Source organism: Adlercreutzia equolifaciens DSM 19450 (assembly GCF_000478885.1).
GTDB classification, from domain to species: domain Bacteria; phylum Actinomycetota; class Coriobacteriia; order Coriobacteriales; family Eggerthellaceae; genus Adlercreutzia; species Adlercreutzia equolifaciens.
Window position 1 is genome coordinate 733,739 of record NC_022567.1, and the last position, 24,332, is coordinate 758,070.

At 65.0% G+C, this 24,332-nt stretch carries 20 protein-coding genes and 1 tRNA gene; 19 read left to right on the top strand and 2 right to left on the bottom strand.

The genetic code is table 11. The annotated features are described in order from the left end of the window. Positions 1–39: 39 nt before the first annotated feature. From metG to AEQU_RS02780, 10 genes are all read left to right on the top strand, one after another. On the top strand, positions 40–1,617 hold the full coding sequence (gene metG / locus AEQU_RS02735) for a methionine--tRNA ligase (protein WP_022739394.1): 1,578 nt from the start codon (positions 40–42) through the stop codon (positions 1,615–1,617). A 138-nt stretch (positions 1,618–1,755) separates the two neighbouring features. Further along, positions 1,756–2,730 (top strand): TatD family hydrolase, encoded by a 975-nt coding sequence (locus tag AEQU_RS02740; RefSeq protein ID WP_244874834.1) that lies wholly within the window; start codon positions 1,756–1,758, stop codon positions 2,728–2,730. Positions 2,731–2,876: 146 nt separating this feature from the next. After that, on the top strand, positions 2,877–3,149 hold the full coding sequence (locus AEQU_RS13110) for a helix-turn-helix domain-containing protein (protein WP_022739396.1): 273 nt from the start codon (positions 2,877–2,879) through the stop codon (positions 3,147–3,149). Further along, positions 3,146–4,426: a HipA domain-containing protein gene (locus AEQU_RS02750; protein ID WP_022739397.1), complete on the top strand. Its 1,281-nt coding sequence runs from the start codon at positions 3,146–3,148 to the stop codon at positions 4,424–4,426. Before AEQU_RS13110 ends, AEQU_RS02750 begins: the two co-directional genes overlap by 4 nt. Positions 4,427–4,800: 374 nt before the next feature. Continuing rightward, a complete protein-coding gene (locus AEQU_RS11735) occupies positions 4,801–5,718 on the top strand; it encodes a flavodoxin family protein (RefSeq protein ID WP_022739398.1) in 918 nt (305 codons plus the stop codon). Next, entirely contained in the window at positions 5,702–6,844 is a 1,143-nt protein-coding gene (locus AEQU_RS02760; protein ID WP_022739399.1) for a ribosomal RNA small subunit methyltransferase A, read from the top strand. The genes AEQU_RS11735 and AEQU_RS02760 overlap by 17 nt, the downstream gene beginning before the upstream one ends. 178 nt (positions 6,845–7,022) lie before the next feature. Beyond that, positions 7,023–8,567: a cellulase family glycosylhydrolase gene (locus tag AEQU_RS11740; protein ID WP_022739400.1), complete on the top strand. Its 1,545-nt coding sequence runs from the start codon at positions 7,023–7,025 to the stop codon at positions 8,565–8,567. A gap of 106 nt (positions 8,568–8,673) precedes the next feature. Then, positions 8,674–9,270: a GNAT family N-acetyltransferase gene (locus AEQU_RS02770; protein WP_022739401.1), complete on the top strand. Its 597-nt coding sequence runs from the start codon at positions 8,674–8,676 to the stop codon at positions 9,268–9,270. 160 nt (positions 9,271–9,430) lie between these two features. After that, positions 9,431–11,431: a RecQ family ATP-dependent DNA helicase gene (locus AEQU_RS02775; protein WP_022739402.1), complete on the top strand. Its 2,001-nt coding sequence runs from the start codon at positions 9,431–9,433 to the stop codon at positions 11,429–11,431. A gap of 253 nt (positions 11,432–11,684) precedes the next feature. Continuing rightward, the gene (locus AEQU_RS02780; RefSeq protein WP_022739403.1) at positions 11,685–12,887 is read left to right on the top strand and encodes an NADP-dependent isocitrate dehydrogenase; all 1,203 of its coding nucleotides are present in this window, start codon (positions 11,685–11,687) and stop codon (positions 12,885–12,887) included. A 299-nt stretch (positions 12,888–13,186) separates the two neighbouring features. Here the strand turns inward: AEQU_RS02780 and AEQU_RS02785 are convergent, their stop codons facing one another. Continuing rightward, positions 13,187–14,176: a C-terminal binding protein gene (locus tag AEQU_RS02785; RefSeq protein ID WP_022739404.1), complete on the bottom strand. Its 990-nt coding sequence runs from the start codon at positions 14,174–14,176 to the stop codon at positions 13,187–13,189. Between the two features lie 291 nt (positions 14,177–14,467). On the opposite strand from AEQU_RS02785, the gene AEQU_RS02790 reads away from it, so the two are divergent. From AEQU_RS02790 to AEQU_RS02800, 3 genes are all read left to right on the top strand, one after another. Continuing rightward, the gene (locus AEQU_RS02790) at positions 14,468–14,794 is read left to right on the top strand and encodes a Veg family protein (RefSeq protein ID WP_022739405.1); all 327 of its coding nucleotides are present in this window, start codon (positions 14,468–14,470) and stop codon (positions 14,792–14,794) included. Positions 14,795–14,862: 68 nt separating this feature from the next. Next, positions 14,863–14,938 (top strand) — tRNA-Ala (locus AEQU_RS02795). A gap of 165 nt (positions 14,939–15,103) precedes the next feature. Then, positions 15,104–15,694 carry a 5-formyltetrahydrofolate cyclo-ligase gene (locus AEQU_RS02800; RefSeq protein ID WP_022739406.1) on the top strand — a complete coding sequence of 197 codons (591 nt, stop codon included), beginning with the start codon at positions 15,104–15,106 and terminating at the stop codon, positions 15,692–15,694. A 250-nt stretch (positions 15,695–15,944) separates the two neighbouring features. On the opposite strand, the gene pdxR is transcribed toward AEQU_RS02800, so the two are convergent. Continuing rightward, entirely contained in the window at positions 15,945–17,336 is a 1,392-nt protein-coding gene (gene pdxR, locus AEQU_RS02805) for a MocR-like pyridoxine biosynthesis transcription factor PdxR (RefSeq protein WP_022739407.1), read from the bottom strand. Between the two features lie 315 nt (positions 17,337–17,651). On the opposite strand from pdxR, the gene AEQU_RS02810 reads away from it, so the two are divergent. The 6 genes from AEQU_RS02810 (at position 17,652) to AEQU_RS02835 (ending at position 24,051) form a co-directional block, all read left to right on the top strand. Further along, positions 17,652–18,278, top strand: a complete 627-nt coding sequence (locus AEQU_RS02810) for a 4Fe-4S dicluster domain-containing protein (protein ID WP_022739408.1) — start codon at positions 17,652–17,654, stop codon at positions 18,276–18,278. Between the two features lie 54 nt (positions 18,279–18,332). Continuing rightward, the gene (locus tag AEQU_RS02815; RefSeq protein ID WP_022739409.1) at positions 18,333–20,873 is read left to right on the top strand and encodes a molybdopterin-dependent oxidoreductase; all 2,541 of its coding nucleotides are present in this window, start codon (positions 18,333–18,335) and stop codon (positions 20,871–20,873) included. A 12-nt stretch (positions 20,874–20,885) separates the two neighbouring features. After that, the gene (locus AEQU_RS02820; protein WP_022739410.1) at positions 20,886–21,227 is read left to right on the top strand and encodes a hypothetical protein; all 342 of its coding nucleotides are present in this window, start codon (positions 20,886–20,888) and stop codon (positions 21,225–21,227) included. Between the two features lie 3 nt (positions 21,228–21,230). After that, positions 21,231–21,485: a chaperone NapD gene (locus AEQU_RS02825; protein ID WP_022739411.1), complete on the top strand. Its 255-nt coding sequence runs from the start codon at positions 21,231–21,233 to the stop codon at positions 21,483–21,485. 157 nt (positions 21,486–21,642) lie between these two features. Next, entirely contained in the window at positions 21,643–22,617 is a 975-nt protein-coding gene (locus tag AEQU_RS02830; RefSeq protein WP_022739412.1) for a NapH/MauN family ferredoxin-type protein, read from the top strand. A gap of 159 nt (positions 22,618–22,776) precedes the next feature. After that, positions 22,777–24,051, top strand: coding sequence for an ammonia-forming cytochrome c nitrite reductase subunit c552 (locus AEQU_RS02835; protein ID WP_022739413.1), 1,275 nt, complete (start codon positions 22,777–22,779; stop codon positions 24,049–24,051). The last annotated feature ends 281 nt before the right edge of the window (positions 24,052–24,332 follow it).

Sequence of the window (24,332 nt, forward strand, 5' to 3'; positions counted from 1 at the left end):
CATCGGCCGCCTGCGCCCGGAAAAGGAGTCTTACCCGCTATGCCTAAGGGAACCTTCGGCGTCACCACGCCCATCTACTACATCAACGCCGCGCCGCATCTGGGTACCGCCTACACCACGGTGGCCGCCGACACCATCGCTCGCTACGAGCGCATGAACGGCTACGACGTGTCGTTCGTCACCGGCACCGACGAGCACGGCCAGAAGATCGCCGAGACTGCCGAAAAGAACGGCATGACCCCGCAAGCCTGGTGCGACTCGCTGGCCCCGGCCTTCACCGATGCGTGGAAGACGCTGGATATCGACTACACCAACTTTGTGCGCACCACCGAGGATCGCCAGACCCGTGCCGTGCAGAAGTTCTGGCAGGGGCTCTACGACGCGGGCTGGCTGTACAAGAGCGCCTATGAGGGCTGGTACTGCGTGCACGAGGAGACCTACTACGCTGAGAGCGACTTGGAGAAGAACGAGGACGGCGAGTTCGTGTGCCCCGACTGCAAGCGCCCGGTGCGCTACGAGTCCTCGGGCGAGGAGAACTGGTTCTTCAAGCTCTCCGAGTTCCAGGACAAGCTCCTCGCCTTCTACGACGAGCACCCCGACTTCATCCGGCCTGTCAGCCGTCGCAACGAGATCGTCTCCTTCGTGAAGGGCGGCTTGCAGGATCTGTCCATCTCCCGCTCCAGCTTCGACTGGGGCATCCCCGTGCCGTGGGATGAGGGCCACGTGTTCTACGTGTGGGCCGACGCGCTCATCGCGTACCTCACGGGCATCGGCTACGGCGACCCCGAGCGCACATCCGAGTTCGATCGCCGCTGGCCCATTCAGTACCATTTCGTGGGCAAGGACATCACCCGCTTCCACTGCGTCATCTGGCCGGCCATGCTCATGGCCGCCGGCATGCCCATCACGCACACGGTGTTCGGCCACGGCTTTCTGCTCACCAAGGGCGAGAAGATGTCGAAGTCGAAGGGCAATGGTCTTATGCCGGCCGATCTGGTGCGCGTGTTCGGCGTGGACGCCTACCGCTACTACTTCATGAGCGACGTGCAGTTCGGCCACGACGGCTCCATCTCCATGGAGCGCATGGTGCAGGTGTACAACGCTGACTTGGCCAATACCTGGGGCAACCTCGTCTCTCGCGTGACGAACATGACCACGAAGTACTTCGAGGGCCGCGTGCCCGAGGCGCCCGCGGGCTCCGAGGACAACCCGCTGCGCGAGATCGCCGACAGCCTGTACGCGGAATACGACGGCTGCATGGCCGAGGTGGACTTCACCGGGGCTGCGGCGGCCGTGCAGAAGCTGGCGAGCCGCGTGAACCTGTACGTGGAGGAGAGCGCCCCCTGGACGTTGGCGAAGGATCCCGCGCGTGCCGATGAGCTGGCCGGGGTCATCTACAACTGCCTGGAGGCCATCCGCATCATCGCCCTGTACATGGCACCGTTCATGCCGAACACCTCGGCCGAGGTGTTCCGTCGCCTGAGTCTGGGAGAGATCGCCGGCGTCACCGACATCCAGGAGGCCACGGCCTGGGGCCAGCTGCCCGCCAGCGTCGCCGTGGAGGTGGGCGACCCCCTCTTCCCGCGCCTGGATGTCGACAACTTGCCTGAACTATAGTGGGAGAAAGGAAAAGACCAGCGGTAACTGGTCTTTTCTGAATCAAAACAACCCGCGCCGCCCGCCAGAGTTTACAGCTTCGGGCTTTGCTGGTGCTTCCATTGTAGCAGCCCTGTTTAGAAGATGCTAGAAGGAATCATGAGAGAGCAAGATCCTGTGTTTTACGACGCGCTGTTCCGTCAGAAGCGCAAGGGCGGGAAGTGGCGCGTGATGCCCTCGCCGGTGCTGGAAGGGCCCGTGGCCGATACCCATGCGCACTTGCAGATGCTCGCTGACCCGGCCTGCGAGCTGGCCCGCGCCGGCGCCCACGGCGTCGCCTTCGTGGAGACCATCGTCGATCCGGCCGAGGACGGCTTCGCCACCTTCGACGACCTGCCTCTTTGGCTCATGGAGGCCGCGCGCGATCTGAAGGTCATGGAAGAAGAGGACGACGGGGCGGCTGGCATTGTCGCTGCCCCGGCGGTGCCCCACGTGCGCATCGCGGCCGGCGTGCACCCGCACAACGCCAAGGACTGGACGCCGGAGCTAAAGGCCGCCCTGCTCGAGCGTTTGCGCGACCGCCGGGTGAGCGCGGTGGGGGAGATCGGGCTCGACTACCACTACGACCTGTCGCCGCGCGATGTGCAGCAAGACGTCTTTCGCGCCCAGATCCGCCTGGCCAAGGAAGCGGGGCTGCCCATCGCGCTGCATATGCGCGAGGCCCACGACGACGGCTTCGCCATCCTGGAAGAGGAGGGCTTCCCCGAGGCGGGGACTCTTCTGCACTGCTTCAACCTGGACGCTGCGGAGGTAGCGCGTTGGGTGGAGGCCGGCTGCTACATCGCCTTCGGGGGGCCGCTCACCTTCAAGAAGGCTGATGAGGTGCGCGAGGCCGCCGCACTGGTGCCGGCTGACCGCCTGCTCACCGAGACGGACTCGCCCTATATGACTCCCGAGCCTGTGCGCGGCACCGACTGCGGCCCGGCCCACACCATCTACACCGCCGATGTGCTCTGCGAGGTGCGTGGCGCCGACACCCCCGAGGCCCGCGCCGTCCTGCTCGCCCAACTCTACGAGAACGCCCAGCGCCTTCTTAACCGCAAGCCCACCTGTTGGCAGAGGATAGGCGCTTAATCGAGAGGCTTGGCTGATCCCGCTCAATAGTTCGGCGCGCCGCGCTTCAGCATCCCAAATGGGAAGATTCTGAGAGAAACTGAGAAATCTTCCCATTTGGTACTATAATACCCTTTGTCGCTGAAATAGTACGGAATGGGAAGATTATGCATTCGGATGCGCAGATAACGTTTGGCCAGGGAAAGCCTCGCAACCCACGAGGGAAAATCCGCGATGCCGAAGATTTGGGCCAGGCTATTCGGAAGCGCCGCAAGAAACTGGGCCTGACGCAGGTGCAACTCGCCGATGCCTGCCAGTGCTCTCCTCGCTTCATCGGTGAGCTGGAGCGCGGAGTGGCGGGCGGTAACATCAAGCAAGTGCTCTACGTGTGCCAGTCCATAGGACTTGATTTGTACGCCAGAGGGAGGGGAGAAGATTGAGGCTCGAAGTCTATCGCGACAGCCGGGAGGGCATGGAACTGGTTGGGGCATTTGCTTCGACCGATTTCGGAATCCGCTTCTTCTACGACGTTCGATACGTGCAGCGGGGAGAAGAAAAGGGCGAGTTTGGCATCTCGGAGAGCATGCCGCTCGATTTCGGGTACTACGAGCCCCAGGAATATGCTCCCTTTTTCCAAGGGCTTTTGCCCGAAGGCGTTGTGCTCGCCAATTTGGCCGAGCGTTACCAAGTGCCCCGCAATGATTTTCTTGCCTTCTTCGAGAAGCTCGGATGCGAGAGCATTGGCGCCCTCACGTTCGTTGCCGAGGGATCGCGATTGACCGATTTCAAGCCGTCCTATGCCCCCTTGGAAAACTCAGTGGTGGAACAGTTGCGCGAAGACGCGGAGCGGGCGGTGACGGAGATGACCGATGAGCTGAGGCTTTCTCTCTCGGGAGCGCAATCGAAGGTGGCTTGGTACTTGCCTGAAGAGGTCGATGCTCGAGATGCGGCTCTGAGCGATTGGAAGCTGCCGCTTGGGACGGCACCGTCCTCGCATATCGTAAAGGTCGCTCGAAGAGGCAGGGAGGAGCTCGCCTACAACGAATTCGTATGCATGGAGATCGCCCGGCGGTGCGGTTTTGCGACACCTGACGTTGCCCTCATCCCCGAGATTCCGGGCGCCATTGCTGTTAAGCGCTACGATCGCGTTCCACTTGGCGAGGGCGGTCTTCTGCGGTTGCACCAAGAGGATTTCTGTCAAGCGCGCGGACTTCCCCTCTATTTGAAATACGCTGATGCGCATCCCGAAGTTAGCTATGTTCAAGTCATCGCCAAGCTTGTTGATGCAGTTTCCGAGCGTCCGGCGCAAGAGAGACTCGAGATGGCGCGTCGGCTGCTGTTCCACTATCTTATCGGGAACTCGGACAACCACCTTAAGAATTACGCCTTTCTCTATAGCGAGGACTGGAAGCATCGCGCGTTGGCGCCCCTGTACGATTTGACATGCATTCCGCTGACGGGCTATTCGACAAAAATGGCCTTTGCGCTCGGCGCCCACAGGGAGCTGAGCGATATTACGGCTGACGACTTGGCGCGCACGGCTGAAGATATGCGCGTTTCGCGGAAGGCGGCGAAGGAGGAGGCGCGACTGCTTGCGGAGCGGTTCGAAGCCATTGACCCAACCAGCTTCGTCGAATTTGATACCCAGGCTATGGCAAAGCGCGTCATGGAGAACGCCGCTTCTCGGTTAGCTGTGCTTAAGTCGTTCGCAGGCTAATGCCGTTGAGAACGGCAAGTTTTTCGAGGATTGCGACATTTCAGCCGTTGCGACCGGTTCGAGGATCGCTAGCAACTCTTTTCGATCAGGTGTTTTATCTGGTGTCTCTGCATTTGCGGCTACCTAGCGGCCTTCTGAGTCTCTCGATGTCGAAAACCTGCGAAAACTTGCCAGATTTGAAGAGGGAAACATGCACGGGCTGCGGCGGTCAGGCGGAAAGCGGGATGGAAGCGACTTCATAGAGGCGACGGGGCGCGAGCGAAGCGGAGTTTGTGATGGCAGGGTCGTTCGTGGAATGTTGAGGAAGCGGAAACGGCAGCGCGCGGCCTGGCGGGCTATAATGGTGGGCAGTGATTCTTTCGGAAAGGATGCTCATGCATCGAGTGATTTTGCACGGGTCGTGCCGGGCCGATGGGCGCAGTGCCGCGCTGGCCGACGAGCTGTTTAACGCCTGTATCGATGAGTGCCCGGACGACGGGGTGTCCATCGTGTCGGTGTCGTCTACCGAGGTGGGGCCGTGCATCGGCTGCGACAAGTGCCGTGCAGCCGCCGACGAGCCCATCCACCTGTTCGAGGAGGGCGATCCGCTGCTGCCCCAGGAGACGGTGGCGGAATCCGGTGCCCTGTTTCACCACTGCGTCATCGACGACGACATGAACGAGGTGCGCAAGCACCTGGACGCGGCCGACGAGCTCATCGTGGTGTGCCCGGTGTACTTCGCCAGCGTGCCGGCCCAGATGAAGGCGCTGCTCGACCGCCTGCAACCCTACTACTTCACCGATCTGCGCACGCGGCCCAAGCGGCCCGCTGTCATTCATGTGGTGGGGGCCGGCGGCGATCCCCACGGCTTCGAGCCGCTCATCGGCACCGTGCGCTCGGCGCTGTCCGTGGCCGGGTTTGCCGTGGAGCTCGTGCTCGACTGGGTGGGGAAGATCCGCGCCGACGGCGAGATCACCGCCGATGCCGAGGAGTACCCGCTGCCCCCCGTCGGCGGCTTCGGAGCTATGGGTCTCGACTTCGACGACGACTACGAGGTCGTGGAAGTGGAAGGTACGGAAGAGATCGAGGAGATCGAAGAGGCGGAAGGCGACGAGGGAGTGGGCGAGGTTGTCGAGCCTCGTCCGAAGGATCGCGCGAAGCTGTCCGTGAGCCAGAAGGCGCCCGCTCCCAAGCAGGGCGCTCCGAAATCGGGCTCCCGCGGTCCGCGCAAGTCTTCCAGCAAGGGCGGCGGCCCGGCCTACGGGAAGAAGAACACCAAGAAGAAGGGCAACGGCCGTGGTGGCCATCGATAGCTACGCCGGCGGCGATGGGCGCCTGTCGCCGCTCTCTACGCCGAGTGCCACCCGTGCGGTGCTCGAGGCCCACGGCATCGGCACCAAGTACACGCTCGGCCAGAACTTCCTCGTGAACGACGACGTGCTGAAGAAGATCATCGCCCTGGCCGAGGTGGGGGAGAACGACCGTGTTCTAGAAGTGGGCCCCGGCATCGGCACGCTCACCATCGCGCTTCTGAAGCACGCCGCCAGCGTCATCGCCATCGAGCGCGACCCCGACCTCCCCGTCGTCCTCGCCGACACCCTGCACCCCTGGCGCGAGAAGTTCGCTCTCATAGAAAAAGACGCCCTCGACGTAACTGAGGGGGATATCGTTGCGGCGGTGGCCGAGATCGGCGCAGACACGGGGTACCCTGACCGAGCGAGTTCCGCAGCGAACGAAACAGCCCAGTGGGCTGTTTCGCAGAGCGAGGACTGTTTGAGCGAATCAGGGTACCCCGTAGCCCCGCCCCAGGAAGACTTACAACTGAGTCTTCCCAGCAAGCTGGTCGCGAACCTTCCCTACGCTGTCGCCGCCACGGTCGTGCTCGACTACTTCGAATCCTTCCCCTTCCTGGACTCCGCCACCATCATGGTGCAGAAGGAAGTGGCCGACCGCATGGCCGCCGCCGTGGGCACGAAGAACTACGGCGCCTACACCGTGAAGCTCGGGCTGTACGCCGAGCCAGTTGGCCGCTTCGCCGTGGGGCCGGGCAACTTCTTCCCGCCGCCCCGGGTGGATTCCGCTGTCATCCGACTGAACCGCCGTGTGCCGCTTATGGCCGATGGCGCGCCGGCGTCTCCGGAGGTCATCGCTGCTGCGGCCCTGATGGCCGACGCCGCCTTCACCAACCGCCGCAAGACCATCGCCAACTCCTGCAAGACCTACTTCTCCGGCCGCGGCTCGCTTTCGTTGGGCATCGCTGGCTCGTCGGCGCGCGAGGGCGCCCCGAGCATCGCGCTTCCCGACGGCGCTGCCATCGCCGAGCGCCTGTCCGCCATCTTCGATGCCGCCGCCATCGATCCGCGCCGCCGCGGCGAGACCCTGACCCAGCAAGAATTCCTCGCCCTCGGCGCCGCTCTCTTGAAAGTGGCGGCGGCTTAGCGCGGCCGCGCCAACGTCACTTCCGACCTTCTGGCGGATGTGGCCCAGGCTTTGGGAATGTGTGTGGAAGTCACGCTGGCGCCCGCGGCGGTGTACAATGGCGAGCCTGATGAAGAACGAGTGGGCCTCTAAGGCCCTGGAAATGAGCGGGCTGTGAGGCCCTGGAAGTGAGCGTGCCATGGGAAAGACGGCGGGACGGGTAAGGTTCGCGCGCATCGGCATCGCGGTGGCGGTGCTCGTGGTGCTCGCGGGCATCGGCGTGGCCCTGGCCGCGACGGTGGGCGGCTTGGCCCCGGCCGGAGGATCGAATGCCCTGGTGGTGGAAGAGCCGACGAAGCGGCCCCAAGACACGCTGGAAGCGGAGCCCGAGGCTTCGACCGACGCCGCTGCGGAAGAGACCTCGGCTGAAGAGGACGTCCCGCCCGCGCCCACCCCTTCCACGACCGGCGCGCTCAAGGTCGTCGGCGCCCAGCTCACCGATGCCGCCGGCGAGCCGGTGCAGCTGCGCGGCGTCTCCACCCACGGCCTGGCGTGGTACCCCCAGTACGTGAACCAGGAGTTTTTTACCGAACTGCGCGAGGTGTGGGGCGCCAATGTGGTGCGCCTGGCCACCTACTCGGCGGAGGAGGGCGGCTACGCCTTGGAGACGAGCGATCGCGCGGCCCTGAACGACCTGGTGGTGCGCGGCGTCCAGTACGCCCAGGCCGCCGATTTGTACGCGGTGGTCGACTGGCACACCCTGTCGGATGCGAACCCCCTCACGAACCAGTGGGCCGCCGAGGAGTTCTTCCGCTCCGTGTCCGGCGCCCTGGGGGACGCGGACAATGTCATCTACGAGATCTGCAACGAGCCCAACGGCAGCACGAGCTGGGCCGACATCAAGGCCTATGCCGAGGCGGTCATTCCCATCATCCGCGCCAACGACCCCGATGCGGTCATCGTCGTGGGGACGCCCACCTGGTCGCAGGATCTCGCCGCCGCGGCGGCCGACCCGCTGCCCGACGCCAACGTCATGTACGCGCTGCACTTCTACGCCGCCACTCACGAAGACGACCTGCGCCACGCGCTTTCCACGGCGGTGGCCGGCGGCCTGCCCGTGTTCGTGACCGAGTTCGGTATCTGCGAGGCGAGCGGCGCCGGCGAGATCGACTACGCTTCGGCGAACCTGTGGGTGCGCCTCATGAACGAGCTGGACGTGAGCTACATCTGCTGGAACCTGTCGAACAAGGACGAGACGGCGGCCCTGATCAAGCCCGGCTGCGCGAAGACCTCCGGCTTCACTCTGGACGACCTCACTGATGAGGGCCTGTGGCTCGTCGACACGCTGAAGAGCCCCGGCTTTTCCCGCGAGGAGGTGGCGCTGGCCCGGGCCGAGGTGAAGGACAACAGCGCCGGGGCCGAGATGCTCGTCTCCGCCGACGACACCCTGCAGTGGACCTTCCAAGTGGCCGACCGCTGGGAGGAGGGCGGCCGCAGCTTCTTCCGCTACGAGATGGCCGGCTCGAACTACAGCGCCGGCGTGAAGAGCTGGTCGGTGACAGTGCCCTTCAACGGCGAGGTGACCTTGGAGGACGCATGGAACTGTCAGGCTTCGGCCTCGGGCACGCGGCTTGCTATCACCAACGACGCCCACAACGGGAACGTTCCCGCCGGGGCCTTCGTGCGCGATGTGGGCTTCATCGTGAGCGGCCCGGTGGATTTGGCCGTGGTGGAGTACGAGTAGCGCGCGGCTTCCCCTCCGCTCGCCAGTTCTCCTTTTGACGGCGACAGGTGCGCGCATACAATAGTTGTCGCAGTGTCACGGCAGACGATTTAAGGGAGGTTCGGTTGTGCGCACGGTAAGACTGGCGACGGAGGCAGACGCGGCGGGCATTCTGGCCGTGTACGCGCCCTATATCCGCGATACGGCGGTCACGTTCGAAACCGAGACCCCCTCGTTGGACGCCTTCCGCTGTCGCATGGCCTCTATCATCGGCGACTATCCCTATCTGGTGGTGGAAGAGGACGGCTCCATCGTCGGGTTCGCCTACGCGCACCGGCTGGGGGAGCGCGCCGCCTATGCGTGGAACGCCGAGCTGTCCATCTACTTCGCGCCGGGCTGCACCTCCCGAGGATGGGGCAGCGTGCTGTTCTGGGCGCTCATCGACCTTCTGGCCCTGCAGGGCGTGCGCAACGCCTACAGCCTCATCACGGTGCCTAACGAGGCGAGCTTGGCTTTGCATGAGAAGCTGGGCTTTACGCTCATGGGCGTTCAGAAGGAGGCCGGCTACAAGCTCGGCGCCTGGCACGACGTGGCGTGGCTGCGCATGGCCATCGGCGACTTCTCGGCGGCCCCCGAGCCCCGCATGCCGCTTTCCTCTATGGATCCCGACCAGGTGGCCGAGGTGCTGGCTACAGCCGAGGCCGCTCTGGCGCGCCTCAATTGAGAGGGCGAGTGGCCTAGCTGCGACGCCGCAGCGGTTGGCGCGGGGAACGTGCCGGGAATTTGTGACGGTTTGGGGACGGCTCTGCCGCGACCACGGCGCCGCCGATACCCGCTATACTGGCTTTCGGAAAACGAGAGCGACTGAAGGCGGGGGAACGTTCATGGAGCAAAAGATGGAGCAGGCGCGGGCCGTGCTGGCGAGCCGTTTCGGCTATGACGCGTTCCGGCCGGGTCAAGAGGCGGTGGTCTCGGCACTGCTGGCCGGTCGCGACGTGCTGGCGGTCATGCCCACCGGCGCCGGCAAGTCGGTGTGCTACCAGGTGCCCGCCGTCGTCATGGAAGGCATGGCCCTTGTCGTGAGCCCGCTCGTGTCGCTCATGGCCGACCAGGTTCGGGCCGTGCAAGAGGCGGGCATCCGCGGGGCCTACCTGAATTCCACGCTGACGCCCGGACAGCAGGCCGAGGTGCTGCGCCGGGCGGCCGGGGGTGCCTACGACCTCATGTACGTGGCTCCCGAGCGCCTGGCCGATCCGCGCTTCGCCGAGTTCGCCCGTACGGCGCAGCTTTCCCTCGTCGCCGTGGACGAGGCCCATTGCGTGTCCCAATGGGGCCAGGACTTCCGCCCTTCGTACCTTTCCATCGGGGACTTCATCGCCAGCTTGCCCGTCCGGCCGCCTGTGGCGGCGCTCACGGCCACGGCCACCGACCTCGTGCGCCGCGACATCGCGAGGCTTTTGGGGCTGCATGATCCGGCCTGCACTGTGACGGGCTTCGACCGCCCGAACCTGCGCTTCGCCGTGGAACGGCGCGAGCCCAAGCAGAAGCTCGCGCGCCTGGACGAGTTCATCGATGAGCGACGGACCGAGTCGGGCATCGTCTACTGCGCCAAGCGGGCGACGGTGGAGGAGGTCTGCGACCACTTGCGCGAGCGGGGCATCGCGGCCACGCGTTACCATGCGGGGCTCTCGGCCGACGAGCGCGAGCGCAACCAGCGGGCCTTCGTGAACGATGAGGCCCCGGTCATGGTGGCCACCAACGCCTTCGGCATGGGCATCGACAAGTCGAACGTGAGCTACGTGGCCCATTTCAACATGCCCGGCTCCGTGGAGGCCTACTACCAGGAGGCCGGCCGTGCCGGCCGCGACGGCAGCCCGGCCGAGTGCCTGCTTCTGTGGTGCGACGGCGACATTGCCACAGGCCGTTTCTTCATCGAGCAGGAATCGACCCACGAGGGGCTCACCGCCGAGGAGGCCGAAGTGGTGCGCGCGAGCCGCCGCCGCATGCTGGAGTCCATGGTCGGCTACTGCTACACCACCAGTTGCCTGCGCGCGTACATCCTCCGCTACTTCGGGGAAGGCGCCCGGGATGAGGCTCTTCCGTTGCAGGGAGGGGCGACAAAGGTCGCCCCCTACGATGGCTATGCCGCTCGCGCCATAGATCCCCGTAGGGGCAGACCTTGGTCTGCCCTCCCGACCGAGGAAAATCCCGAGAGTTCTTCGTCAAAGCGTTGCTGCTCGAACTGCGACGGGGAATTCGAAGCGGTGGATGTGACGGCGGAGGCCCGCGCCATCATGCGTTGTGTGCAGGCCCTGCGCGGCCGCTTCGGCAAAACGACGGTGGTGGACGTGCTGCGCGGCGCCGACACCGAGAACTTGCGCCAGTGGGGCCTTGCGAACTTGCCGGTCTACGGCACCTCCGAGGCGCGGCGTGCCCTGCTCATGGAGGTCGTGGAACTTTTGGCCGCCGACGGCTACCTCGCCATCACCGAGGGGAAGTTCCCGCTCGTGGGCTTCGGCCCCCGCTACCGCGAGGCCGCCGAGCCCGATTTCGCGCTGAGCATCAAGCAGACGCCGAAGGTGCGCAAGGGGAGTGCGGCCAAGCTGCCGAAGGCCGTCCGCGTGGGCGCTGCCGATCTCACCGAGGCGGATGCCGAGCTCTTTGAGCGCCTGCGCGCCCTGCGCCTGCGCCTGGCCCAGGAGGCCGCCGTGCCGCCCTACGTCATCTTCCACGACGCCACCCTGGCCGCCATGGCCGCCGCCCGCCCCGCCACAGAAGAGGAGCTGCTGGCCCTCCCCGGCATCGGCGAGAAAAAACTCGCCACCTACGGCAAAGCCTTCCTGGAAGAGATTGCGTCTGTCCCCGAAGCAACCGAAGTTGAGTAGGCTCGGAGGGGCCGAGGGGGCCCGCGCGCAGGTTGCGCAGCGACTGGAACAGCCCAGTGGGCTGTTCCACAAAGCGAGCCATTGCTTGGGCACGGGTTCCCTCGGCCCCTCCGAGCCGGACAGCTCCTTTCTCCTTTCCTGCTTCCCACGCTTCAATTCCCCGTTACAACCTTGTTTCTAGGCGAATTGCGGGGCGAATTGCTCACATTTCGCGGTAGCATGGTCGCGACCGATTTCTGTCGTTAGGAGCACCATGACCAAGATTCAAATGACCACGCCGCTCGTGGAGATGGACGGCGACGAGATGACCCGCATCATCTGGCAGATGATCAAAGACGAGCTGATCTGTCCCTTCGTCGACTTGAAGACCGAGTACTACGACTTGGGCCTCGAGAACCGCAACGCCACCGACGATATGGTCACCTTCGAGTCCGCCGAGGCCACCAAGCGCTTGGGCGTGGCCGTGAAGTGTGCCACCATCACGCCGAACGCGGCGCGCGTGGAGGAGTACGACCTGAAGCAGATGTGGAAGAGCCCCAACGGCACCATCCGCGCGATGCTCGACGGCACGGTGTTCCGCACGCCCATTATCGTGAAGGGCATCGAGCCCTGCGTGCGCAACTGGGTGAAACCCATCACCATCGCCCGTCATGCCTATGGTGACGTGTACAAGAACGTCGAGATCCGCGTGCCCGGCCCCGGCAAGGTTGAGCTGGTGTACACGGGCGAGGACGGCACCGAGATCCGCGAGCTCGTGCACGAGTACGACGGCGCCGGCGTGGCTCAGGGCATGCACAACCTGGACGCCTCCATCGCGAGTTTCGCCATGAGCTGCTTCGAGTTCGCCCTGGACACCAAGCAGGACCTGTGGTTCGCCACCAAGGACACCATCTCCAAGAAGTACGACCACCGTTTCAAGGACATCTTCCAGGAGATCTACGACGACCAGTACGCCGCGCGCTTCGAAGAGGCCGGCATCGAGTACTTCTACACGCTCATCGACGACGCCGTGGCCCGCGTCATGAAGGCCGAGGGTGGCTTTATCTGGGCTTGCAAGAACTACGACGGCGACGTGATGAGCGACATGGTGTCGTCGGCCTTCGGATCGCTGGCCATGATGACCTCGGTGCTCGTGAGTCCTGCCGGCGTCTACGAATACGAGGCGGCCCATGGCACGGTGCAGCGCCACTACTACAAGCACCTGGAGGGCAAGGAGACGTCCACGAATTCCGTGGCCACCATCTTCGCCTGGTCCGGCGCTCTGCGCAAGCGCGGCGAGCTGGACGAGCTGCCCGAGCTGGTCGCTTTCGCCGACCGCCTGGAAGCGGCGACCTTGGCCACCATCGAGGCCGGCGAGATGACCGGCGACCTTGCCCGCATCACGACGCTGCCGAACCCGACGACCCTTTCCACCGGCGAGTTCATCCAGGCCATCGCCAAACGCCTGGCCGCCTAAACGGCTCCGCGCTGTCCCCGTTCGAAAGGCCCGACCGCATCCAGTCAGCGGTCGGGCCTTTTTCGTTCTCCCCAATTTGGAAAAGGCGCTTTTCTGGAATACGGGATTTGGAGAATGTGCTTTTTTGGCCCAGAAAATTGGAAAATGTGCCTTTTTGATTTCGCAAAACGACCTATTTGATCTGCGAAAACTTGAGAAATCCCAGCTCAGAAAGGTGAACAAAAAAGCACATTTTCCAACTTCGAGGCTCGCAAACCCTCCCGTTATGGCTGGCTGCGGTCGGGCCTTTCCTTGTCCAGCTACTTCGCGAGTGCGCGGGGGAGCGCCTCGGGGTTCACGCAGGCCTCGGGGGTGCGGCCGAGCACAACGTCGATGGCGTTTTGGGTGCAGCGGCGCCGCAGCTCGACGGCGGACTCCTCCGACCAATAGGCGGCGTGCGAGGTGAGCACGGTGTGGGGCGCGTGCATGATGGGGGCGTCCGGCGAGACCGGCTCGTGCTCGAACACGTCGATGCCAGCGCCCCAGAGCTCGCCTGCGCAAAGGGCGGCAGCCACGGCGTCGTTGTCGATGACCGCGCCACGCGAGGTGTTCACCACGATGGCGTCGTCTTTCATGAGCTTGATGTTGTCGGCGTTCAGCAAATGATGGGTTGCCGGCACGAGCGCCGTGTGGAAGCTGACCACGTCGGCGGTCTTCAGCAGCTCCTCGAGGGTTGCGTAGGGAAAGTCCTCCGGCGTGAAGTGGCCAGGGGTGCCCTTGTGGTCCCATACCACGACGTTGAACCCGAGCCCGCGCGCTTTCCGGGCCACCGCACGGCCGATGTTGCCGTAGCCCACGACGCCGAAGGTGCGCCCGTGCACCTGGCCCAGGGGACGGCGGCGATGGAAGTCCCAGATGCCGGCGCGCATGTCGGCATCGATCTCGTTGATGCGCCGCAGGCACGCGAGCGCAAGCGCGATGGCGTGATCGCTTACCACTTCCGTGCCGTAGCCGGGCACGTTGCACACGGCGCATCCGTCGGCTGTGGCCGCCGCAACATCGATGTTGTCTACCCCGGTGCCGGTCTTGCTGACCACCTTCAGCTGAGGAAGCGCCGCAAACACCTCGGCGGTGAAGCGCCCGTAGGAGGTGATGGCGCCATCGGCCCCGTGCAAATGCTCGATGATCTCGGCGGGGGTGCGGTTGCGGGCATCGTCGAAGCTCTTGAACTGGATGCCGGCCGCTTCCACCATCTTTCGTTCAAAGTCGCAGTCATCGAAATCGAAGTCCGCCATCACGATCGTTGCCATGAGATGCCTCCCGAATGCTTGCCCGCTACACCTATTGCTTGAGCGCCATTGTAGCGGTGCTTCAGGTGATTGCGTCTCCGGAGCGTGTCTCTTCACTGAATGAAAATGTCCCCAAGAATGGGCTTGGGGATCTCGCGTTCGCGAAACTTGTCAGAATCGGTGGTATGCGCTTACGCGGGAGCCCGCTAAAGGCTGTCACGTTTCCCGCGGCCGAAAAAAGTTGCGGGGGTTGACAATCGTGGTATGATATGGGGCTGTACTTGTACCGCCAACATGTGAGGAAGTTAGTCAATGGATTTGGCCAAGCAGGCAAAGATCGTCGATGGCATTCATGATACCTTGAATGATTTCGTCGGTCAACGATTGAAAGTGCGCGCCAACATGGGCCGTTCGAAGATCGTCGAAAGCGAAGGCGTGCTGACGCAGGTTCATCCGCAGCTGTTCATCATGGAGGTCGACCGCAAGCGCGGCCGCACCGCTCGCCAGTCTTACCAGTACGTCGACGTGCTCACCGGCATGGTTGAGCTGTCCCAGAACGGCGAGCCGCTGTTCGCGCCGTTCGTGGACGAGTCGATGGAGCTGGTGGATTACCCGTTGGAAGAGCGTGTGGTCTCTTAAGCGAAACGGTTGACAATCGTTTCGAAATCGGGCAAACTACTGCCTTGCGCGAAAGCGCACACCTTCGTGGGGATGTAGCTCAGCTGGGAGAGCATCACGTTCGCAACGTGGGGGTCGTGGGTTCGAATCCCATCATCTCCACCACGGAAATGACGCGGGCCTCGGGAAACCGGGGCCCGCTTTGTTTTGCCGGCATTCCATCCGTAGGGGGCGACCTTGGTCGCCCCTTGCCAGGAGCGGGGGTCGGCTGCAAATTGGGAGGGCGGCGCAAGTACCGCCCCTACGAGAGGCGAGCGGAAGGGGATGCCGATGGATGCAACAACGGGCAAGGCGCTGATGCGGGCGCAGTTCAAGGCGGTGCGCGAGGGGCTTATCCCAGGGGAGCGGCGCGCCATCGATGAGGCGATCGCGCGGAATGTGGCGGCGCTGCTGGAGTTCGCGGCGGCGGACGCGGTGTTCACCTATCTGAGCTTCGGTGCGGAAGTGGATACGCGCGGGCTCATCCAGCGCGCGTGGGAAGCGGGGAAAACCGTGTGCCTGCCGCGCGTTGTTCCGGGCACGCGCGAGATGCGCTGGTATACGGTGCAATCCCTCGACAGGCTCGTGCGCAGCTCCTTCGGCGTGGAAGAACCCCCTGACGACCCCTCTCGTGAAGTGCATCCCGCCGACTTCGCCCGTCCCGTGGCTCTTGTGCCCGGGCTTGCCTTCGACCGCGAAGGCTTCCGTCTGGGCTACGGCGGCGGCTTCTACGACACGTTCCTGCCTGCTTTCCCCGGCACCTCCATCGGTCTCATCCGCGCCTGCCAGCTGGTCGAGCGGCTCGCCGTGCGAGACGTCCATGATGCACCCGTCAACATCGTTGCGTTAGAGCAAGGCAGTGCATACGTTGCGAACCGGTAGAAAGGGCTGTTCTCGGACGTTGGTCGTAGCACGAGGCACCTTTTTGCCACAATCGTAGAAGAACTCCGACAAAAAGACGCTTCGTGCTACGGCTGATGGGTTCAAATCAGACAAAAAACCGTAGCACGACATGGGTTTTTGCCAAAACGAAGTAGCACGAGGGGACATAATGCCCAAATCGGTGGTGATGCTTGGCAAAAAGGCGTGTCGTGCTACGGGTGACGGCTGAGACCGCAGCAGCTATCGCCGCCTACCCGAACCATGCTCGTGCCAGGGCGGCGATGCCGGGGCGGATGTCCGCTTCCGCAATGGAGGAGAAGCCCACGAGCACGACGCCTCCGGTGGCGCGCGCGGGGTCGGCCCAGTATTTCTTGGTGGGGTACACCGCCACATCGGCGGCGGCTGCGGCGGCCACGAGCTCGTCCTGGCTGCGCCCGTCGCGCACGCGCACGAGCAGGTGAAGCCCCGTGCCGCATTCCAGCACGTCCACCTTCCCGCCCATGTACTCGCGCAGCGCCGCCGTGAGCGCGTCGTACTTGCGGCGGTTTCTCGTCTGCACGCGACGGAGGTGGCGATCCCACGAGCCGTCGGTCATGAAGCGCGCGAGCACCTGCTGGTTGAGCCAGGGCACCGGCGAGTACGAGCTGGCGAAGGCCTCGCGCCATCGCTTAAGAAGGGGCGTGGGCAGCACGAGGTAGTTCATCCGCAAAGCGGGCGAGAGCGATTTCGAGAACGTGCCCATGTAGATCACGCGCCCCCGGGCGTCCATGGAGGCCAGCGGTGCCAGCGAGCGCTCCCGGTAACGGAAGTCGCGGCAGTAGTCGTCCTCCAGGATGTAGGCGTCGGCGCTCTCAGCCCACGCGAGCACACGCTCGCGCACATCGGTCGGCATGATGCGGCAGGTGGGAAACTGGCTCGAGGGGGTGAGGTAGGCCAGGCGCGCCCCCGAGGACTCGAGGTCGGAGAGGAACATGCGGACATCGTCGGTCACCCGGCAGGGCTTGATGGCGAAGCGCGCCCGTTCAATGACCGAGCGCACGCCGTCGTAGCCGGGGTCTTCTATGGCCACGGTGTCCCGGGCCGCATCGAAGAGGGTCAGCAGGTTCTGGACGCTGGTCTGCGTGCCGCCCTGCACGACGATTTGCTCGGGGGTGCAATCGATGTCGCGCTGCGTGACCAGCCGCCACGCGATGGCCGCGCGCAGACTCTCCTCCCCGAACGGGTCGTTGTAGGCGTCGCAGCCGGCGGCTTCCACCGACAGCAGGATGTCGTCGGTGATGGCCCGCCAGGCGGTGGCGGGGAAGGTGCCGGGCTCCAGGTTGCCATAGGTGAAGTCGTAGCGGGCTTTCCGCCGGGAACCTCCCAGCAGCACGGCGCAGGAGGGCGCCGAGGCGTCCGGCTGCAGGTAGGCCACATTCTGCACGACGTACCCGCTGCCGGGGCGGCTTGCCACGTAGCCTTCCTGCACGAGCAGATGATAGGCCTGCTCGACGGTGTTGCGCGCGCAGCCCAAATCGGCCGCCAGCCCCCGGATGGAGGGGAGGCGCGAGCCGGTGGGATAGGTGCCGCTCTCGATGCCTTCCCGCAGCTGGGCCTCCAGCTGGCGGTAGAAGGGGGTGTCGCTGTGCTCGTCCAGATGCATGGGGCCTCCCGGTTGTGAATCGCGCTCCCTCTCCGCGTTGCCATGGTTGGGGGAGGACGGTTCTTTATTTCCTGAGTGAGAAGCTTAGCAAATGTGAAAGCCCCATGAAGGTGTCCCCCTCAGGTTTTTCAACCGTCCCCATGAAATAACGGGCAACTGTCCCTTCGCGATGGGGACGGTTGCCGTCTAGACTGTGCGCCGAAACAATCCGGTTCGAGAGAGAGTCGCGCGAGCGCCGGCGAGACCGTTGCGGAAAAGGTGCCGCAGCGCGCTGCCCGTGCGCCGGCCGCACGAACAAACAGAGGGGGTTCGGCTATGCGTTTGACGGGAATCGCCGCCTTGGCCGCCGCGGGCGTCTTCGCGGCGAGCACGGTCGCCTCCGCCGCGCCGTCGCCATTGCCGTTGCTGCGGCCGCCCGGCGCCGGCGCGCCCGAGCACTTCGCCGCGCGCTGTGTGCGCTGTGGGCGCTGTCTTGAGGCGTGCCCCTACCAGGCCATTCATGCGGCCCCTCTAAACGCGGGGCGCGAGGCTTCCACGCCCTTCGTGAACGCGCGGGCCCAGGCCTGCCGCCTGTGCGTGGAATTTCCCTGCGCGGCGGCCTGCCCCACGGGCGCGTTGGACGTGCCTGCCGAGCGCCGCGACGCCGGCATGGGCGTGGCCGTCATCAACGAGGACACCTGCCTGTCGTTTCAGGGCATGCGCTGCGAGGTGTGCTATCGCGCCTGCCCGCTCATCGACGAGGCCATCACCATCGACTACCGGCCCCGCGAGGGCGACGATATCCACGCGGTGTTCGCACCGCAGGTGGTGCCCGATGTGTGCCCGGGATGCGGCCTGTGCGAGCAGCGCTGCCCGGTGAGCGATCCTGCGCCCGCCATTGTGGTGGTGCCCGCAGGCGCCCAAGAGGAAACCTACGTGGCCCGTCGCAACGGCGCGGCCTAGCAGATACGCAAAGGCGGGGCGATGCGACGCCCTCGACCGAAAGGGAGGAACAAGATGGAACTGACTCGACGCACCTTCGTTAAGAGCACCGCCGTGGCCCTCGCCTCGGCGGCCGCCGCCGGCACTATGGCCGGCTGCTCGTCGCTCGCCGGCACCGGCGGGGATGCGGCAACCTCGGGTGGCGACTCCGTGAAGACCGTGGGCGTGTGCCGCTTCTGCGGCTGCGGCTGCGGCGTCATCGTGGAGGCCAAGGACGGCAAGGTGATCTCGGTCACGGGCGACCCGGAGAACGGCTCGAGCCGCGGCCTGAACTGCGTGAAGGGCTACTACTTGGCCGGCGCGCTGTACGGCGAGGATCGCCTGACCACCCCGCTCATCCGCGATGACAAGTCCACCAAGGGCACGCCCGACGGCCTGCGCGAGGCCACCTGGGACGAGGCGCTCGATCTGGTGGCGGGCAAGCTCCGCGACACGTGGAAGGCCGACAAGAGCCGCCTGGCGTTCTGGGGAAGCGGCCAGCAGCCCATCGTGGAGGGCTACTGCACGGCGAAGTTCTGGAAGGCGGGCCTGCTCTCCAACAACATCGACCCCAACGCGCGTCTGTGCATGGCCTCGGCCGTCGTGGGCTTCATGAACGTCTTCCAGACCGACGAGCCGGCCGGCTGCTATGCCGACATCGACGAGACCGACGTCTTCGTCACCTGGGGCGCCAACATGGCCGAGGCCCATCCCATGCTGTACTCGCGCCTGACGGCCCGCAAGCTCGCCGACGAGGCCGTGCGCCACTACGACGTGACCACCATGACCACCCGCACCTCGGCCTCGGCCGACAAGGTGCTCACCTTCCGCCCGGGCAGCGACATCGCCATCGCCAACGCCATCGCGAACTACCTCATCGTGAACGACAAGTACGACCACGACTTCGTGGCCGACCACGTGCAGTTCAAGCAGGGCACCGAGAACATCGGCAACGCCACCGACGACGGCTACGACAAGAGCGACATCGGCCAGGCCGTCGACAATGTGGAGCCCATCACTTTCGAAGCCTTCGCCGCGCGTCTGGCCCCCTACACCCTGGAGTACGCCTCCGAGCTTTCCGGCGTGCCGGCCGAGGATATCCAGGAGCTGGCCGAGGTGTTCGCCGACAAGAGCCGCAAGGTGCTCTCGCTTTGGACCATGGGCGTGAACCAGCACAACCGCGGCACCTGGATGAACCACTGCATTTACAACATCCACTTGCTCACCGGTCGCTACGCCCGTCCCGGCGACGGCGCCTTCTCGCTGACCGGCCAGCCCACGGCCTGCGGAACGGCTCGCGAGGTGGGCACCTTCTCGCACCGCCTTCCCGCCGACCTGGTGGTGAAGAACCCGGATCACCGCCGCTATACCGAGGCCATTTGGGACTTGCCCAACGGCTACCTGGACGCCATCGAGAAACCCGGTTACCACACAGTGAAGATGTTCCGCGAACTTTCCAAGGGCGGCATCGATTTCCTCTGGAGCGCCCACAACAACTGGGCCGTGTCGATGCCCAACCTCACCCGTTTCCTCGGGCGCGGCGACCTGAAGGGAATCAACGACGCCTTCATCTGCGTGTCCGAGGTGTATCCGACGCTGTCCTGCCAGTACGCCGACGTGGTGCTGCCGGCGGCCATGTGGGTCGAGCGCGAGGGCGCCTTCGGTAACGGCGAGCGCCGCACGGCCGTGTTCGAGAAGGCCGTGGACGCCCCGGGCGAGGCCAAGTGGGATCTCTGGATGCTCATGGAAGTGGCCAAGCGCGTGCTGGCCGGCGAGCAGATCGGCGGCGAGGACGCCTTCAACCACCTGTTCGGCGCCTGGTACGACGCCGAGGCCGGCGCTTTCAAGGGTACCGACCGCGAGGTGTGCTCGAGCATCTGGGAGGAGTACCGCACCTTCAGCAACCCGAGCCTGAACCCGGATGCCGAGGCCATCAACGCCGAGGCGAAGCTGAAGATGGAGGCCAAGCAGCTGGCCCCCTACGAGGAGTACATTCACAACCACGGCCTCACCTGGCCCGTGCGCGAGGTGGACGGGAAGTGGCTGCCGACGCTGTGGCGCTTCTGCGACGGCCCCCAGGAGGACGGCTTCGACCAGTACGGCGTGGAAACCTACGGTGAGCACGACAAGGCCGGCGGCGTGAGCTTCTACAAATCCGCCGACAAGAAGCCCTCGGCGGTGTTCCGCCCCTACGAGCCGCCGGCGGAGGAGCCCAGCGACGAGTATCCGTTCTGGTTCTGCACGGGTCGTCTGCTGGAGCACTGGCACACCGGATCGATGACCCGTCGCGTGCCCGAGCTCAATCGCGCGCTGCCCGAGGCGCTGCTGGACATGAACCCGGCCGACTGCGAGCGCCTCGGCGTGACCGACGGCGATCGCGTGCGCCTCACCTCGCGCTTCGGCACCTGCGACATCACGGTGTCCACGGCCGGCCGCACTCGGCCCCCCGCGGGCATGGTGTTCGCGCCGTTCTTCGCGGAGGAGACGTTGATCAACCTCGTGGTGCAGGACACCTACTGCCCGCTTTCGAAAGAGCCCGATTTCAAGAAGACCTGCGTTTCCATCGAGAAGATTTAAGGAGGGGTACCCATGCGGACCATGAAGAAGTCGAAGATGATCTGCGCCGCCGTGCTGACCGGCGTGCTGGGGGCCGCGGCGCTGGCCGGGTGCGCCCACAAGACGGCCGACACCGGTGCCACCTACAATCCCGGGGAGCCGCCGCTCATGACGGCGAGCCACGAGGGCCGCTACGAGAGCCTGGGCGCGGCCGGCTGCTTCGGCTGCCACGGCGGCAGCGACGAGGTGGAGGTGTTCCTGGCGGCCGCCACGCCGCTGCCTGCCGACCACTATGTGGGCGGGGATGTGTCCACCCACGAGATCGACGGCCCTCGCGCCGAGTGCATCACCTGCCATCCGGTGGCCCAGGAGTAGGTCATGGAAGACGAGAAGGTGGTCATCTCCTCGCTGGTGGTGGAGGCGCGGCCGGAATCGGTGGATGCGGTGGCGCGGGCCCTGGCGGCTATGGAGGGGGTGGAGATGCACGAGGTGAACGGGTACAAGATCGTCGTCACCATCGAGGCTTCCTCCACCGGCGCCTCGCACGAGATTTCGAGCCGGTTCATTCAGATTCCAGGGGTGCTGAACGTGAATCTCGTGTACGTCAACTTTGAGGATGAGACACTCGGGTAGCGACTCTCCGCCGGTCGGGACCACGGGGTATTCTGATTCGCTCAGACAGTCCTCGCTCGGCGAAACAGCCCACTGGGCTGTTTCGTTCGCTGCGGAACTCGCTCGGTCAGAACACCCCGTGTTCCCTCTACACATTGCCATTGTTGAGGAGAAAATTGTGACTCGATCCATGGGAAAGATAACGCTGGTGCGGCGGGTGGTGCAGGTTTGCATGTTGGGGCTGTTCTGCTTGCCGCCGCTGCTGGCCGGATGGGGGCTGGCGGGGCTGTTCGCGGGCGGCGACGGGGAAGTGGCGACGCCGGCCGAAGGCGTCTTCTTCGGCAGCCTGTCCTCCTCGAGCGTTGCCGGCGTGCCGTTGTTCGACCCGTTGGGCGCCTTGGAAGTGATGGCGGCGTCGCGCGGCTTGCTGGCGGCTTCGGCGCTTACGGGCGCTCTGCTTATCGTTGTGGTCTACGGGCTCGTGCGCGGGCGCGCCTTTTGCGGCTGGGTGTGCCCGGTGAACCTCATCGGCGAGGGCGTGGATGCGGCTCGTCGACGGCTCGGCATCGAAGTGCCCGAGCGCACGGTGCCGCGGCGCGCGAAGATCGGTGTGGCAGTGGCGGTGGTGCTGCTGTCGGTCCTCGTGGGCTTTCCCGTCTTCGAGCTGATCTCGCCCATCGGCGCGGTGAACAAGGGCCTCGTGTTCGGCGGCTTTGCCGGGGCGGGCACGCTTTTGGCCATCGTCATCGCCGAGCTGCTCGTCAGCCGCCGTCTGTGGTGCCGAGCGCTTTGCCCCTTGGGCGGCACCTTCCAAGTGCTCGGGCGCGCGGGCCAGGTGAACGTTGCCATCGATCACGACGCCTGCATTCACTGCGACAAGTGCACCCGGGTCTGTCTCGCCGATCCCGAGATCCTCGCACCGGTGCTGACGGGGGAGGATGCGATCGTGCGTGCCGGCGACTGCATGGCCTGCGGTGCCTGCGTTGACACGTGCCCCACTTCCGCCCTGCGCTTTCGTTTTGGGCGCCCCCGCCGTTCCCAAAAGGGTACCGAAAGCGGATCGGCGAGAAGTCGCAAAGACGTTGATGTCGCAGTGACGGTTGCAGCCGGGGGAATCGGCTCGCCGGACATCCCTTCCCGAGAAGAAATGTAAGCAAGGTGTAACCGTCCCCTTCCTCCGCTGTTGCTGTCCCCATGAATATGAGTGAAACTGTCCCTTTTCGGTGATGGGACCCACGGCGTAAGCTTGGGCTATCGTTGCGGCCGTCCAGGGCGCGGCCGCCCGTGAGACAAGCGATCAAAAGGAGGGACCATGAAACGATCGACGTTCAAGACGGCGGCCGTCGCGGCAGGTACCGTGGCGCTCGTCGCGGCGCTGGCCGCCTGTGCGCCGGCCGCCCAGGAACCGGCGGCGGCGCCGTCCGGGGGAGGAAGCGACGCCCCCGCGGCCGCGGCTCCCGCCGAGACCCCCGAGCCCGATTCCTTCGGCGTCGTGGTAGCGGAATCTTGGAAGGACATCTATCCCAACGAGTACCAGACCTATATGGCCAACGAGTCCAACAGCCCCCAGGGCAAGCAGGACTACCTGACCGAGTACCCGGAGCTGGTGACCATGTACGCCGGCTACGGCTTCGCCAAGGGCTACGACGAGGCGGCGGGGCATCCCTACAGCCTGCAGTCCGTGGCCGAGACGCCCCGCGTGAACGAGAACACGCTGGCCAACTGCATCACCTGCAAGACGCCCCAGTACACCGCTATGGTGAACTCCGAGGGCGATTCGGCCTACCAGAAGCCCTTCGCCGAGGTGCTCATGCAGATGACCGAGCCCATCAGCTGCTACAACTGCCATGAGAACGACCCGACGAAGACCACGGTCACCCAGAAGTTCTTCGTGAATTCCATGGGTTCCGATGTGGATAAGGTCTCCACCGATTCCCAGGTGTGCGGCCAGTGCCACAACGAGTACTACTTCGCCCCCGAGACCAAGGCCACCACGAATCCCTACACGGGGCTCGAGGGCATGACCGCCGAGGCCATTCTCGCCTACTACGACGAGATGGGCTTCAAGGATTGGGAGCACACCGAGACCGGCGCCCCCATGCTGAAGGCCCAGCACCCTGAATTCGAGACCATCTACGGCGGCGCGCAGTCCTCCATGGCCAAGCAGGGCTACACCTGCGCCGACTGCCACATGGCCCCCGCCAAGGCCGAGGACGGCACCGAGTACAGCTCCCACAACCTGGTGAACCCCACCGAGGATCCTGCCATCATGGAGAAGTGCGAGGGCTGCCACGCCGACCTGCCCGGGCAGATCGTCCAGTGGCAGAAGGAGACCACCGACCGCGAGCACGAGCTGGCGGCCAAGCTGGACGCCTACATCAAGACCCTGGCAGAGCAGAAGGACTCCCTGGATGAGGCCACTCTGGAGCAGGCTCGCCAGATCCACCGTCATGCACAGTTCTACTGGGACTACGTGATGGTGGAGAACTCCGAGGGCGCCCACAACCCGGGTCTGGCCCAGGAGAACCTCGACAAGTGCGAGGACGAGCTGAAGGCCGGCTACGCCCTGCTGAACATGACCTACTAAAAGGCGCGTCGCGCTCCCTCGCCCCTGCGGCGATGGGGCGCACCGCTCGACAATCGTGCCGGACCGCCCTGCCGGCATCCTCCCCGAAGGCGCGCACCCACCCGCGGTGCGCGCCTTCGCTTGCGCTCGGTCTCCTTATAGGGGGGTCGAAGAGGCGCGGGTTGGCGGCGCGAGACTCCTTCCCATTGCGAAAGTGTTGCGATTACGCTGATCTGCTGGTTTCGGTGGAATCTAAAGCGCGGTTCTGCATGGCTTGGGCGATACTGGCCGTTGGTAATTTT